This is a genomic window from Streptomyces sp. HSS9-12 (genome assembly GCF_054963655.1).
Window position 1 is genome coordinate 130,704 of sequence record NZ_JBUEGC010000009.1, and the last position, 13,638, is coordinate 144,341.

Annotated in this window: 16 protein-coding genes and 1 pseudogene; 9 read left to right on the plus strand and 8 right to left on the minus strand. The window is 69.4% G+C overall.

Annotated features, from left to right (window positions below; translation table 11 throughout):
- Positions 1-84 precede the first annotated feature (84 nt).
- Entirely contained in the window at positions 85-609 is a 525-nt protein-coding gene (locus ACY34J_RS07375; protein WP_462725360.1) for a hypothetical protein, read from the plus strand.
- A 382-nt stretch (positions 610-991) separates the two neighbouring features.
- On the opposite strand, the gene ACY34J_RS07380 is transcribed toward ACY34J_RS07375, so the two are convergent.
- Positions 992-1,486 carry a hypothetical protein gene (locus ACY34J_RS07380; RefSeq protein WP_462725359.1) on the minus strand — a complete coding sequence of 165 codons (495 nt, stop codon included), beginning with the start codon at positions 1,484-1,486 and terminating at the stop codon, positions 992-994.
- A gap of 140 nt (positions 1,487-1,626) precedes the next feature.
- Entirely contained in the window at positions 1,627-2,073 is a 447-nt protein-coding gene (locus ACY34J_RS07385) for an ATP-binding protein (protein ID WP_462725358.1), read from the minus strand.
- A gap of 156 nt (positions 2,074-2,229) precedes the next feature.
- Here ACY34J_RS07385 and ACY34J_RS07390 point away from each other — a divergent pair, with 156 nt between their 5' ends.
- From ACY34J_RS07390 to ACY34J_RS07400, 3 genes are all read left to right on the plus strand, one after another.
- Positions 2,230-3,105, plus strand: coding sequence for a helix-turn-helix domain-containing protein (locus ACY34J_RS07390; protein WP_462725357.1), 876 nt, complete (start codon positions 2,230-2,232; stop codon positions 3,103-3,105).
- Positions 3,102-3,347, plus strand: a complete 246-nt coding sequence (locus tag ACY34J_RS07395) for a DUF397 domain-containing protein (RefSeq protein WP_462725356.1) — start codon at positions 3,102-3,104, stop codon at positions 3,345-3,347. Before ACY34J_RS07390 ends, ACY34J_RS07395 begins: the two co-directional genes overlap by 4 nt.
- Positions 3,348-3,550: 203 nt before the next feature.
- Positions 3,551-4,405 (plus strand): GNAT family N-acetyltransferase, encoded by an 855-nt coding sequence (locus tag ACY34J_RS07400; RefSeq protein ID WP_462725355.1) that lies wholly within the window; start codon positions 3,551-3,553, stop codon positions 4,403-4,405.
- A gap of 24 nt (positions 4,406-4,429) precedes the next feature.
- Here the strand turns inward: ACY34J_RS07400 and ACY34J_RS07405 are convergent, their stop codons facing one another.
- Positions 4,430-4,672 carry a MerR family transcriptional regulator gene (locus tag ACY34J_RS07405; protein ID WP_462725485.1) on the minus strand — a complete coding sequence of 81 codons (243 nt, stop codon included), beginning with the start codon at positions 4,670-4,672 and terminating at the stop codon, positions 4,430-4,432.
- A 15-nt stretch (positions 4,673-4,687) separates the two neighbouring features.
- Between ACY34J_RS07405 and ACY34J_RS07410 the strand changes: the two are divergent.
- Positions 4,688-4,871, plus strand: a pseudogene (locus ACY34J_RS07410) (alpha/beta hydrolase); the annotation flags it as partial.
- Positions 4,872-4,879: 8 nt separating this feature from the next.
- Here ACY34J_RS07410 and ACY34J_RS07415 read toward each other — a convergent pair.
- A complete protein-coding gene (locus tag ACY34J_RS07415) occupies positions 4,880-6,385 on the minus strand; it encodes an FAD-dependent monooxygenase (protein ID WP_462725354.1) in 1,506 nt (501 codons plus the stop codon).
- A 418-nt stretch (positions 6,386-6,803) separates the two neighbouring features.
- Here ACY34J_RS07415 and ACY34J_RS07420 point away from each other — a divergent pair, with 418 nt between their 5' ends.
- From ACY34J_RS07420 to ACY34J_RS07430, 3 genes are all read left to right on the plus strand, one after another.
- Positions 6,804-7,499: a lysostaphin resistance A-like protein gene (locus ACY34J_RS07420; protein WP_462725353.1), complete on the plus strand. Its 696-nt coding sequence runs from the start codon at positions 6,804-6,806 to the stop codon at positions 7,497-7,499.
- A 201-nt stretch (positions 7,500-7,700) separates the two neighbouring features.
- On the plus strand, positions 7,701-8,876 hold the full coding sequence (locus tag ACY34J_RS07425) for a serine hydrolase domain-containing protein (protein WP_462725352.1): 1,176 nt from the start codon (positions 7,701-7,703) through the stop codon (positions 8,874-8,876).
- Between the two features lie 166 nt (positions 8,877-9,042).
- Complete coding sequence (locus ACY34J_RS07430; RefSeq protein ID WP_462725351.1) at positions 9,043-10,896, plus strand: glycoside hydrolase family 47 protein; 1,854 nt, start codon at positions 9,043-9,045, stop codon at positions 10,894-10,896.
- Positions 10,897-11,097: 201 nt separating this feature from the next.
- Here the strand turns inward: ACY34J_RS07430 and ACY34J_RS07435 are convergent, their stop codons facing one another.
- The 4 genes from ACY34J_RS07435 to ACY34J_RS07450 form a co-directional block, all read right to left on the minus strand.
- Positions 11,098-11,313: an EF-hand domain-containing protein gene (locus ACY34J_RS07435; protein ID WP_462725482.1), complete on the minus strand. Its 216-nt coding sequence runs from the start codon at positions 11,311-11,313 to the stop codon at positions 11,098-11,100.
- A 127-nt stretch (positions 11,314-11,440) separates the two neighbouring features.
- Positions 11,441-11,797 carry an LppU/SCO3897 family protein gene (locus tag ACY34J_RS07440; protein ID WP_462725350.1) on the minus strand — a complete coding sequence of 119 codons (357 nt, stop codon included), beginning with the start codon at positions 11,795-11,797 and terminating at the stop codon, positions 11,441-11,443.
- Between the two features lie 325 nt (positions 11,798-12,122).
- Complete coding sequence (locus ACY34J_RS07445) at positions 12,123-12,425, minus strand: hypothetical protein (protein ID WP_462725349.1); 303 nt, start codon at positions 12,423-12,425, stop codon at positions 12,123-12,125.
- A 164-nt stretch (positions 12,426-12,589) separates the two neighbouring features.
- The gene (locus ACY34J_RS07450; protein WP_462725348.1) at positions 12,590-12,784 is read right to left on the minus strand and encodes a hypothetical protein; all 195 of its coding nucleotides are present in this window, start codon (positions 12,782-12,784) and stop codon (positions 12,590-12,592) included.
- Positions 12,785-13,128: 344 nt separating this feature from the next.
- On the opposite strand from ACY34J_RS07450, the gene ACY34J_RS07455 reads away from it, so the two are divergent.
- Positions 13,129-13,416 carry a hypothetical protein gene (locus ACY34J_RS07455; protein WP_462725347.1) on the plus strand — a complete coding sequence of 96 codons (288 nt, stop codon included), beginning with the start codon at positions 13,129-13,131 and terminating at the stop codon, positions 13,414-13,416.
- Positions 13,417-13,638: the final 222 nt, after the last annotated feature.

Genomic DNA, 13,638 nt, shown 5'->3' on the forward strand with positions numbered 1-13,638 from the left:
ACTCCAAGAGAGGATCAGAGACTGCGAACGTGTCCTGCAGGCTCTTCGGATGTCGCTGATCGAATCAGGGGAGGGAACACTCAGATGCGATACACCAGAGGCGTCCTCGCGGCGCTGACGTGCGCGTTCGTGCTCATCCCGGCCGGAGTCGCGTCCGCCGGCAGCGGTCCGGCTCCCAAGCCGGCCGAGAGGATGGCCCCCAAGTCCACGGCGCCGTCGGCGGCGGGCAACCCGGCGAGCGTGAAGGCACAGGCCGTCGGGGTCTGTACAGACGCCTACCAGATCGGCACCACCGGCTACATCTATCGCAACGGCGCGAAGATCGCCTCGGTCAAGCAGTTCTACTCGCCGAGCTGCCAGGAGAACTACGGGTACGTGTGGGTCTGGCAGAGCTTCCGGGACAAGCCCGGGAACTACGCGGTCGACACCGCGATCTACAGCTATCCCCGGGACGAGTACCTCGGTTACCGCTCCTGGACGGACACCAACGCGCAGGAGTTCTGGTCCTACGGCACGGACACCGTGGCCGAGTGCACCTCGGCTGTCGGCTCCGTGTGGCCGGTCGGGGACCCGATTCCCAGCCAGGCCTTCAGCTCGAAGCGCTGCTGACCCGCACACAGGCGATGCAGGATTGGGCATGCCCACGACTGCATAACCGAGGACTGCTCCCCGTGGTCGATGCCACGGGAAGCAGTCCTGCCCCGCCGTTGCCTGCGACCAAGCGGCCGAACACCCCCTCTTGGGGATCTCCAGGACGTCCTCACGTGCCAGGCCGAGGCCGGATCCCAGCCGAATCGCGTCGTGCAGCCCCGCCACTGCGGTACCGAGGTCAAGGTTCGCGACCGGTTTGAGCGCGGAAGCGCTGCCCGCGGGCCCCACGTGGCGGCGGCTTCCAGCGCCGACGCCGGCTGCCGGTGGCGTACTGCTTCGGCGCGGTGGATAGGACAGCGGCGACGGCTTCGCTGTACGCGGATGCAGGCCTCTCGGCCGCCTAATGCTGCGGACCCCCGGTCTGATGGAGCTGTCCGCCCCTGACCTCGTAGTCGAACTCCACGTCTCCCTGTCTCGGAGTGAGCCGCACACTCAGTCCGATGACGGGAACCTGCGGGCGGTCGCCGCCGTTCCGGACAAGGGAGGCCGTGAGCTTGCTCAGCCCTTTAGGTGCGGTGACCACGTCGAAGAACCACTCTCCCTCGCGGCCCACCGTCGTCTCCAGTTGTTGCGTCTTGCCGTCGGGGGTGCGTGTGACGGTCTTGAGCTTCAGCGTCGCCCGCCTGGCAGCTTTTGGGTCGCGTTCAGCGGTCACGGTGATCACGAGGTCCCCACTGGTGCCGAGCCTCTCTGTCCCGATCACCTTCGTGCCCTGCCCCTGGGCCGGCGCCTGACTCTGGCCGGTCGCGATCGGGCCGGCTCCGGTCACCGCCACCGACGTCAGAACGGTGGCCCCGAAGGCCAGACCCGCCAACCGCTTACGTCGCTTGTCCATGTTCATGGTGATCCTCATCCGAGTTGATGCCGGTCCCTTTCCCCCAGGTCACATAGGAGCCGGGAGTAAACATGCGCCACTCGGGTACCCAATAATCACCCTTATATCGGACAAAACGGTTTCGGGTGTCGGTGAGCCCGTCAGCGCGGCAGATCGAGTTCGACACGCACGGTCTTCCCGATCGGTGCGCGGTCCAGCACCTTCCAGCGGTCCGCGAGTGCCTCCACCAGGACAAGCCCGCGGCCGGATTCGGCGAGGGTCTGCGGCGGCGGTACGTCGCCCGGGGCAGGCGGGCGCCGTTCCGTACGGGTGTCGGAGACCTCGATCCGCAGGGTGTCTGGGGTCAGGGCGAGCCGCAGCGCGAAGTCCCGGCCGGGTACGCGGCCGTGCGTCACCGTGTTCGCGGCCAGTTCGGCGACGATCACGGCAGCGGAGTCGGAGGCGTCCGTGCCGTGCGGGATGCCCCAGCCGTGGAGCTGGTTCGAGGCGAAGTGCCGGGCGAGCCGGGCGCCGATCGGGGTGGCGCTGAAACGCTGGGTGAACACACGTACGGTAACGGCTTGTTCGGGGGTTGGTGGTGCTGTCATGCGCCCAATGTGGCGTGCCCGATGAGCAGTTCACCAGGTAGGCACTGCGTACGCTGCGGCAGCGTACGCGCTTGAGAGGTGGACAGTACTCGTAACCGACCGTGACCATAGATCAGTTGAATGTGTCACAGAGACGTGCGCGGGAGGGGGCCGAGAGTGGCCGATGACACGGTCGGTACAGGTGGCGGGGCGAGCACCGGCGGGCTCTCGCCGGGCGGTGGCGGCGAGCCTGAAACGTCGGACAGTCTGCGGACGTTCGGCGCGGTCGTCCAGGCGTTGCGCGAGCACGCGGGGCTCAGCCGACAGGATTTCGCCCCGCTGGTGCGGTTCTCCAAGCACACGGTCGCCTCGATCGAGCAGGGGCGGCGGATGCCGGATCCCGCGTTCGTGGAGCGGGCGGAGGAGGTGCTGGGGAACACGGGGGCGTTACGGAAGGCGGCCCGGCATATCGCGCGGCAGCCGGGACTGGCGTCCTGGTTCCGGCAGTGGGCGCGGCTGGAGGCGGTGGCGATCACGCTGTACACGTACGGGTGCCGCCTGGCGCCGGGGTTGCTGCAGACGGAGGCGTACGCGCGGACGCTGTTCACCAACCAGCTGCCGCCTCTGGGCGACGAACAGATCGAGGCGCAGTGGGTGGCTCGGGCCGAGCGACAACGACTGCTGTGGGAGCGGCCGAACACGGCGTACAGCTTTATCTTGGAGCAGCAGCTGTTCTTGCGGCGTACGGGCGGGGTGGAGGTCACGCGGGAACTCATCGACCATGTTCTGGAGATCGCCGAGCTGAGGAACGTAGAGATCCAGGTCATGCCGCTGGTGCGGGAGTCGCATGCTGGGTTGGACGGGCCCATGCAGTTGCCGGAGACCCCGGAGAACCGGTGGTTCGCCTACTGCGAAGGTCAGGAGAGCGGCCAGTTCGTCCCTGACCTGAAAGTGGTGAGCATGCTCCAGATGCGGTATGCCAGGATGCGCTCACAGGCTCTCACTCTCGAAGACTCTCGGAGCCTGTTGCAGCGGATGCGAGGAGTGCTATGAGCACCACTGAACTGGCCTGGTTCAAGAGCAGTTACAGCAGCGGCGGTTCCGGCGACTGCGTGGAAGTAGCGCTCTCTTGGCACAAGTCCAGCTACAGCAGCGGGAGCGGAGTCGACTGCGTCGAGGTGGCCACCTGCCCCGACACCGTCCACGTACGGGACTCCAAGGACCCGCACGGCCCGCAGCTCAGTTTTTCCCCCGCCGCCTGGGCCAGCTTCATCGCGTTCGCCACCCAGCTCTGACGTGATTGCGGCCCCGAAGACCACACTCGGCGACCAGTTCAGTGGCGGCGCCGAGAACTGCCGTACCCGGCGCCGCCCCTGTCGCGGGCGGCCAGACCCCCGTACCAGGCCACCACGTCCATGGCTGTCCCGGAGGAGACGGCTCCTGAAGTAGCGTGATATTCGGGTGCGCGTCGTACGCAGGTCACGGCAGGCTCGGGGGCATGACCTGGACCACTACGGATGACCTCGAAGAGTTCCTGACGACCGCCGGCGGCTTCCTTCGGGCGAGCCCGGTCCAGCACACCGTGCTGCTGTCCGTCACCGAGACACTCAGGGCCGGCGGCCCACACATCTACGGAGCCGAGCCGCCCGAGTACGGCTGGTGGCGGGCGCCGGACGGCAGCGTACGCGGCGCGTGGCTGCGCACTCCGCCCCACCGCCTGTTGCTCTCGTTCATGCCGGACGAAGCCGCCGTCGAACTGGCCGAAGCCCGGGCGGCGAGCGGCTGCCCGACGCCCGGGGTGAGGGGCGTTCGCGCGACGGCGGAGACCTTCTGCGCCGCTTGGCAGCGGTGTGCCGGGGAGCCTGCCCGTATCGAGGAGACGAACCGGCTTTATCGGCTGGGGGAGTTGACTCCGCCCCGGCCTGCGCCGCCGGGCGCGGCCCGACAGGCCACGGCAGCGGACCGCGGCCTGCTGGTGGACTGGTTCGTGGCGTTCGGCCGAGAGGCCGCGGCGGTGCTGGGTGATGTCGGCCGTATGGTCGACGACAGGATCGGCTACGGCGGCATCACGCTCTGGGAAGCGGACGGAGTACCCGTCTCCTGCGCCGGGGTCACCCGCGCCGTGGCGGGCACCGTCCGGGTCGGCCCCGTGTACACCCCGGGCGCGCTGCGCAACCGCGGCTACGCGGCGGCTGCGACCGCCGCCGTCAGCCAAGCCGCTCGGGACGCCGGGGTCCGGGAGGTCCTTCTCTTCACCGACCTCGCCAATTCCACCAGCAACGCTATTTATCAGCGGCTGGGCTATCGGCCGGTTGAGGACCACCTCGAAGCGTCGTTCGCGCCCCGGCGCTGACCGCGTGGACCGGGAGCAGGCGCCTCATGCCGTGTGTCCGAGATACTCCAGGCAGGCGTGCAGGACCGCAGAGGCTCTGAGCCGGTGGAGGCTACGACGGTGAAGGTCGCGGCCCCGGTGGGCCAGTTCGCTGAGGACGCGGTCCGGGCTGCCAGTCGAGCGCAGCTCATCCAGGACCGCGTTGATGGTCGCGAGCGGATAGCTGCCTCGCCGTAGCAGCGCGATGACGTGTGCTGCGTGCAGCTCCCTGCGAGAACTCGACCGCACCGGAGCCCCGGTGACTCCTTCGACACCATCGCCGACAACCTGGCCGCCGAATACACCGTCGCGACCTACGACCCGCGCGGCATGTCCCGCAGCCTGCTGGAACGACCCCCAAGCCGAGCAGCGCGTGGCCGAGCACGCCGATGACGCGTTCCGAGTGCTGGAACTGCTGTCGCCCGATGAGCCCGCCCGGGTGTTCGGCTTGCGCGCTCAGCTGACGGCAGCGCCGAACCACTTTGGCAGCTGGCTGAGCAGATCCTGCTGATCGTCACCGACCCACGCCACGTGGCCGTCCGGCCGCAGCAGCACCGCGGGCGCGTCCAGTTCCTCGCTGACGTCGACGACGTGGTCGACCCGATCTGTCCAGCCCGCCACCGAGAGCCGGCCGGTCTGGTCGAGCAGTAGCCCGCGGCCACCGTGCATCAGCTCGTAGAGGCGCCCCCGCTTCAGCCCCACGTCCCGCATCCGCCGGCCGAGCAGTTCATGCCCCTCGCCGAAGTCGTAGCGGACCCCGATCGCAGTGATCTTCTCGATCAGGTACCGGTTCACGTCCTCGAAGTCCATCAGTTCCGACACCAGCCGGCGCACTGACCGGGGGCCCGGCTCGGGGGACAGCAGCTCGGTCTGCGCGCGGGTGTTGTCCAGCACGTCGGCGGCCACCGGGTGCCGTTCGGTGTGGTAGCTGTCCAGCAGCCCCTCCGGTGCCCAGCCGTTGACCTCGGCGGCCAGTTTCCAGCCGAGGTTGAACGCGTCCTGGATGCCGAGGTTGAGGCCCTGCCCGCCGGTCGGCGGGTGGATGTGCGCCGCGTCACCGGCCAGCAGCACCCGGCCGGTCCGGTAGCGCTCGGCCAGCCGGGTGGCGTCGCCGAAGCGGGAGAGCCAGCGCGGTGAGTGCGCGCCGAAGTCGGTGCCGGCGATCGCCCGCACCCGCTGCCTGAGCTCCTCGAGGGTCGGCGGGACCGTGCGGTCCTCGGCCACCCCCGCAGCGGGCACGATGATGCGGTACACCCCGGCTCCGAGGGGCATGGCGCCGAACCGCACATCGGTCTTGCGGACTTCGGCCACCACGGCGGCCAGCGTCTCCGGCGGCACGGCCACCTCCACCTCGCCCAGCAGCCACTCGACCCTGGCGGGCTGACCGGGGAAGCCGACGCCGAGCAGCTTGCGCACCGTGCTGCGGCCGCCGTCGCAGCCGACGAGGTAGCGCGAGCGCAGCTGCGTGCCTCCCCCTGCCCCGGCGGCTACGCCCCCATTGCCGGGGGGACCCCCACTGGCTACGCCCCCACTGGCGGGGGTACCCCCATTGGCCAGCTCGGCGGTCACCCCGTGTTCGTCCTGGCTCAGCCCGACCAGTTCGCAGCCGCGCCGGATCTCGGCGCCGAGCTCGGTGGCGTGCTCGGTCAGCAGGCGCTCGGTGACCGCCTGCGGGATGGCGAGGACATACGAATGTGCGGTGTCCAGCCGGTCAGGCCACGACCTGCCGATGCCGGCGAAGAAGCCGCCGACCGCGAACTGCTCGCCGAGCGGAAGGAACCGCTCCAGCAGACCACGCTGGTCCATCACCTCGACGCTGCGCACGTGCAGACCGCGCGCGCGGGACTGCCCGGTCGGCTCCGCCTCCTTCTCCAGCACGAGCACGTGCACACCGTGCAACCGCAACTCGGCGGCCAGCATCAAGCCGGTCGGCCCGCCGCCGGCAACGATCACGTCGATCATCACAACCCCCCATTTCCGCAGGTCCTTGCTTCGGCCGGCGATTCTGCGGCAAGACCCGGGTCTTGCCGCAAGGCCCCCCATGCGCTATACGTTGAGAGTGGAAAGGAGTGGGCAACTTCCTTTCCTTTTCTTTTGTGTCCGCTGTGGGCGGACAACCTCCTCGCGAAGCGCGCGATTGACCGGTCCCCCGAGTGCGTGGACGGGGCTCACGTCCGCGCGAAAAGGGGGGTGCCGACCCCGGTCTGTCGCCGGGTCGACGAGCCCATGGTGCAAGAGGACGCCCCGGCTGAGCTGGCCGCGGCTCTGCTGAGGTTCCTGGGGTGATCAGTGCCGCCTTCCGCTTCCCGGGCGGCGGTACCGCTGCTGCCGGGCGCGTTGCGGACGGCCCGAGCCGGGCATCGGTGATCCTGGTACGACCATGCGGATGCTGTTCCTGGCCATCGCGGTGCTCGCGGCCGCCAACGCGCTCAACAACCGGCTCGCGCCCCGCCTGTACGTGCCGGTGTGCGTCGCCGCGTCCGCGCTGCTCCTCCTGATCGCCCGCCGGTCCGGCCTCACCTGGGACGACCTGGGGCTGGGCAGGACTTCGGCGCGCCGCGGTCTGCGCTGGGGGCTGATTCTGGCCGGAGCCGTGCTGGCGGTCTACCTGGTGGGTCTGGCCGTACCGTTCACCCGGGAGGCCTTCCATGACGAGCGGGCCGCGCGACTGTCCTCGGGACAGCTGGTGCACCGGGTGCTGGTCCGCGTACCGCTCGGCACCGTACTGCTCGAGGAGATCGCCTTCCGCGGAGTCCTGTGGGCCATGGTCGAGCGGCGGTCGGGCGCGGTGTGGGCCACCGCAGTCTCCTCGGTGCTCTTCGGGTTCTGGCACGTACAGCCGTCGCGCGGGCTCACGCACTCCAACGCGGCCGCCGAGGCGGTCTTCGGCACCGGCCGGGCCGGCGTGGCCCTGTCCGTGGGCTCAGCGGTCGTCGGCACTGCCCTGGCCGGTGTGCTCTTCTGCGAGCTGCGCCGCCGCTCCGACAGCCTGATCCCGCCTGTGGCGCTGCACTTCGCTCTCAACAGCGCGGGCTATGGGCTGGCCTGGGCGGCCGCCCGCTGGTGGGGCCGGTAGCGCAGGTGACAGGTTGTCGGCGGGCCCGTTGTGCCGGGCGGCAGTAGCCGGCCGGGCGGCCCGTTCGGATCAGCGTGTCGGCCAGGAGGTCGACGCCGCGAAGTGATGCCCCGCGGCGCTTCACTCCATGCCTTCCGGTACGTCCGACCAGTCGGTACGTTGTCTGTCGGTCGAACCGAACCGAGCAGCCAGAGGGGCCTCATGACACAGTCAGTCCCGTCCGTGCCGGCGATCGAGGGCTACTGCGACGAGCGGTTCGCCGCGGTGCGGGCGGCGTTTGAGGCGAACTTCCGGGAGCGCGGCGAGATCGGCGCGGCGGTTACCGTACAGGTCGGCGGGGAGACCGTGGTGGACCTGTGGGGTGGCTGGGCAGATGCCGGGCACACGCGGTCGTGGGAGCGGGACACCCTGGTCAATGTCTGGTCGACGACCAAAGGGCCGACCGCCCTGTGCGCGCATCTCCTGGCGGACCGCGGGCTGCTCGACCTGGACGCGCCGGTGGCTGCGTACTGGCCGGAGTTCGCGGCGGCCGGCAAGTCCGCCCTTCCGGTGCGCCACCTTCTCTCCCACCGGGCGGGCCTGGCCGGACTGCGGGAGCCGCACACCCTGGCCGAGCTGTACGACTGGGAGCTGACGACCGCACGGCTGGCCGCGATGGAGCCGTGGTGGGAGCCCGGCACGCAGTCCGGCTACCACGCGCTGACGTACGGCTTTCTGGTCGGGGAGGTGGTCCGGCGGATCACCGGCCTGCTGCCGGGCGGGTTCCTGCACCGGGAGGTCACGGGCCCGCTGGGCATCGACTTCACGGTCGGCCTGCCGGAGAAGGAGGCCGACCGTGTGGCCGAACTGGTTCACCCGTCGTCGGCGGCGATCAGAGAACAGCGTGGGGACTTCTCGCAGTTGACACCCGTCGCCCTGGCGGCCCTGGCCAATCCGGTCGTGGGGGCCGCCGAAGCCAACACCCCCGAGTGGCGGGCTGCCCAGCTTCCGGCGGCCAACGGGCATGGCACGGCCCGCGCGGTCGCCGCGCTGTATGGCATCTTCGCCCGCCGCGGGCTCTCCGGCGAGCAGCGCATTCTTTCCCCGGAGGCCGCCGAGCGAGCCCGCGAGGGCCAGGGGTCCTGCCGCGACCTGGTCCTGGGTGCGGGCTTCGACCACGACACCGAGATCGGCCTGGGCCTGTGGCTGAGTGGCCCGAACGCCTCCTACGGCCCCAATCCCCGGGCGTTCGGACACGACGGATTCGGCGGATCCTGTGGCCTGGCGGACCCCGAGGCCGAGGTCAGCCTGGGCTATGTGATGAATCGTATGGGCCCTCACATCGCCGATGACCCGCGCAAAATGGCCCTGGTCGACGCGGTGTACTCGGTGCTGTGACGGTGCCTGACCGGCGGCTTCGCGACATCGGTGGCCGAAGCCGCACGGGCGGCCCCAAAGGGGTTGACACTCGCCCCCGCCGCGGCGCGCAACAACCCTGATCCTTTCGTATCCGCGCCAAGTGCTTTTGACTATCCGACAACGTTGTCGACGACGGAGGCACCGCATGGCGACATCACTGAACGCCCGGTTCTCGCGGCGCGCCCTCCTCCGCACCGCGGCAGGCGCCTCAGGCTCGCTCACCCTCGGCGGACTCGCCGTGCGGCCCGCATTCGCCGCGAAAGCAGCGCTGGGGCCGCCCAATCCCGTGCTGGCGAACGACGTCCGGCAGGAGTTCCTCACCGCCTGGACCGCGTACCGCCGGCTCAGCTGGGGCCGCGACGAGCTGCGCCCGGTCAGCGGCACCGGCTCCGACTTCTTCATCAGCGGCATGCCGCTCGGCCTGACCATCGTCGAGTCGCTCGACACGCTGTACTTAATGGAACTCGATGAAGAGCTGGACGCGGGCGTCACCTGGATCACCAGCAACCTGAATGTCGACCGCGACGCCGGAGTCCACGTCTTCGAGGCCATCATCCGGCTGGTCGGCGGCCTGCTCTCGGGGTACCAGGCCACCGGCAACGCCATGCTCCTGACCAAGGCCCGCGACCTGGCCGACCGGCTGCTGCCGGCGTTCACCTCATCGCCGACGGGCGCCCCGTACCGGTACGTCAACCTCCGCACCGGCGCGGTCACGGGGAACAAGGTGCCGCTCGCCGAGGTCGGCAGCAACATCACCGAGCTGGGCCGGCTGTCTCAGCTCACGGGTGATCAGAGGTATTTCAGCGTGGCGAAGCGGGCGCTGCGGGCCGTCTACGACCGGCGGTCGTCGCTGAACCTGGTCGGCACAACGCTGAACGTGGAGACTGGTGCCTGGACCGACACCACCGCCCGCGTCGACCCGCCGGTGGACTCGTTCTTCGAATACCTCTGGGACGCGTACCAGTTCTTCGGTGACACCGAGATCCTCGGCTGGTACCGGACGCTGACCACGGCGATTCTGCAGCGGCTCGGGGAGACCTACAACGGGCGCCCCTGGTTCAAGGCCGTCAATATGAACACCGGCGCGCTGGTCAGCAGGAACCAGTCGGAGCTGACGGCCTTCTACGCCGGACTGCTCGCGCAGGGCGGCAACCTGAGTGAGGGTGAGTCGTACCACAGCTCGTGGGCGGCGGCCCTGGCCCAGCACCGACTGCCGCCGGAGAGCATCGACTACACGACATTCGCAGCGAGGAGCACCCAGTACCGGCTGCGGCCCGAATATGTCGACTCCGCGCTGTTCCTGTGGCTGCTGACCGGCAAGGAGGTCTACCGGGAGCGCGCCCAGTGGCTGTGGAACGCCCAGAAGGCGCACTGCAAGGTCGGCGGCGGCTACACGGTCGTCTCCAACATGACCACGACCCCGACGACCAAGGGCGACCTCACTCCGGGCTACTGGTACTCGGAGAATATGAAGTACTTCTACTTGCTCTGGGCGGGCGCGCCGCGGTTCGACTACGCGACCAACTACCTCACCACCGAGGGCAATGTGCTGCGCGGCATCAACCGGGTCGCGGCGCCATCGGTGAGCGGCACCTACCGGCTGGTCAACCGGGCGACGGGACGGGCGCTCGAGGTGAGCGGCGCATCGACGTCCAACGGCGGCGCGGTGATCACCTGGACTGTCAACGGCGGCGCGAACCAGCGCTGGATCGCCACCACGACCGGCGGGTATACCCGGCTGACGAGTCTGCACAGCGGCAAGGTGCTGGAAGTGCCAAGGTCATCCACGGCGAACGGCACGGCGCTCGTGCAGTGGGCACACAACGGCACCGACACGCAGCAGTGGACCGTGCAGTCGGCCGGCGAGGGGTATTACCGGCTGATCAACCGCAACAGCGGCAAGGCCGCCGACCTCGACGGCACCGGCAACGGGGCGGCTGTGGTACAGCAGCCCGTAAGCAGCGCCACCACTCAGCAGTGGCAGTTGGCGAGGGTGTGATCCCGGTGCGGCACGCTGACGCGGGCGCCGACGTGAGCTGCGCCGGGTGCTACGCGTTGGCGCCGGGAGCGTGTTGGCCCGCCGGTGAGCACCTTGGTGCGGGCCACTCCCGGGGCCGCCGCGATGCTGCGCGGTTTCCGTTGGAAATCCGCTGAGGCGACACGGCACGCTCGGGGAGCCGGGCCGCGGGCCGTGATGGGGTCAGCGGTTGATGGCCGCCCAGAACTCGTCGAAGGACATCATGCGGTCGCCGTTGGCGTCGACATCGTTGATCAGGGCCTGGGCGACGGTCTCGGTGACGTTGAAGTCCCCCATCTCCGCCATGGCCTGCTTGTACTCGGCCGCGGAGATCAGTCCGTCCTTGTTCACGTCGTACCGGTCGAAGACCTTCCGCGCTGCCGCTTCCATGTCCGCCACGAGTTCACCCTTCACTGTTTCTTCCTTGACCGGCACAGGCTATCCGCCTGACCAGAGGCCTCTTCGACCCGGTGCACGATTCCGCGTGTGGTGCCCCGCCGGCGCTGCGAGTCCATACACATCCGGACTACTTATCGAGGTCCGACAGGCAGAGCGTGAGTCGGACTCTGCCCTTGTACCTTTCCTGGTACTCCGAGTCGTACGTGGAGTCGCACCTGTGCTCGAACAGGTGGTGTTCCTCGACCTTGTACCTCGCCTGGGGATCGCCGCAGTCGATGATCTCGTAGTTCGGCTGCTCATCCGTGCCACCCGTGTGCTGCAGGCAGTCGCCGACCTCGGAAGAACGGGGACCGACCTTGGCCTGTTCGCGTTTGGCGTCTTGCTTGGCCTTGTAGTCGTCCTGATAGCGCGCCACCCATACGACGACGCCGACGACGAGCGCCAGGACGACAATGATTCGGACGAGGCGGCTCCCGCCGCTCACGCGCCGCGGCGGCTGCGGCCCAGGTGCGCCGCCGGGCACGGGACCTGGGGGACAGCCGCCCTGCTGCGGGACGCCGGGCCGGTCATGCGGGGCCGGCCCTGGCTGCCCGTATGGGTTGTAGCCGCCCTGTGGTGGCGGAGGCGTGGACATGATCGGTTCCCCCTCTTCGCGCGGTCGCGTCATCGCGCACCAAGTCGATCTTGGCCACGCAACGTTACCGGTCGGGACCGACGCTACGGCACACACAGGTCAGCGGCGGAGAAGTCGTCGCGAACCGGCGGCCCGTATCAGCCGAGACGGGTGATACGGGCCGCCGGGCAACAGGTCAGTGCGCGTCGCGGATCAGGGAGCGGACCAACCTGCAGGTGGTGCTGGACGGCGGGTGGATCCCGATCCGGGCCGCCGTGGTACGTATCTTGCGGTTGGGGGCTTGCTCAGCCCGGTAGGTGCCCGTGTCGAGCAGGGCGATGGCCAGGCGCATGGCCTTCAGCAGGCGGTTGTGGCTCTCGTACCACGCGCGCGGCTGCCCGGCCGGGAGCGGCGCCTTCTTCAGCGGCTTGAACGGCTCGATCGTCGGCTTCGTCGCGTGCTGTGCGGTCGGCTTTTTCGTGACTGCGGCTACGGCCATCGGCGACCTCCTGGCGTCGGTGGTTGGACCCTCACGAACTGCCTTAATTTTACCGCCCGGTACTGACAATCCCCAGGTCACAGGCGGTTCGACGCCGGGTTGTCCGCAGCGCGGACAGCGAGAACTCGCCGCGAAACGGCAGACTTTGACGCGCGCCCACTACTTCACGGCCCGCTGAACCCGCCGTCCCGACCTGCACCGTATGTCTGCCGGGGCAGGCGACCCCAGCCCAGCACCTCGGCGGCCTGGCGCTTGGCCTGCTCGGCAGCGGAACGTACCTCAGTCAGGGCGTCGCCGCGTTCGCGCACCAGACGGTCGTAGACCGGCAGCTGGTCGGAACGGGAAGCGGGGAACGTCACGGTGCGGGTCCTTCACGGGCGGGTCGGACGAGCGGGCAGCGTGGGGGCGTGGATCAGGCAATGCGCCTGCTACCCGGTGGCACACCAGTCATGCGAAATTCACCCACCGGTCCTGCGCTGGATCCGCGGCGGCCGAACGGACGACAGCATCACTGACAGCAGTACTGCCGCAGCGCCGCTCGCCCGGTCCTGTGCCGGTCTGCGGCCGGGTCACCGGATCCGCCAGGGCCCTGACGCTTACCGCCCGCAGGCCCGACCACGTGAAGCCCCTCACAAGCGCCGCGAGCGCCGAGGGCCCACCGAATCTAGGCTGGATATGCGGACGGGCACTGCGGAGGTGCGTCATGGGCAGGAGCCACCATTTCCATGTCGATCACGGCGGCCACTCGATCACTGTGAATGTGGGCCCGGGCCGTAGCAGCGAGGTCGAGCTGCTGGTGGACGGCAAGGTCGTCGGTTATCAGAGCGAGCACGGCACGGGCACGACCGTGCTGACCGGTGAACTCCCCGAGGAGCCGCCTCTGCCGTTCCGGGTCCGCCTGCGTGAACCACGGCTCGTGCCCGCCGGCACCCGATGCACGCTGGAGCTGGGCGGTGTGGAGCAGCCCATGCCGGAGCGGGCCGTCATCTGAGCACTGCCCTTGCCGGGGGGCCCGGCCCGGTACGAAGCGCGCAGCCGATGTGTTCCGGCCGCCGCACGGTCCTCGGAACGGCAGGGCTCGTCTACGCCACCCGGTCTCAGCGCAACGACGCCTGGCGTTTTCTGGTCGAGCTCGACAAGGATGCGGGCACGCCGGCCGCTGCGCCCACCGTGGGATCAGCGCTCAGTCGATACGGCGCCGAGCGTCGTCCCG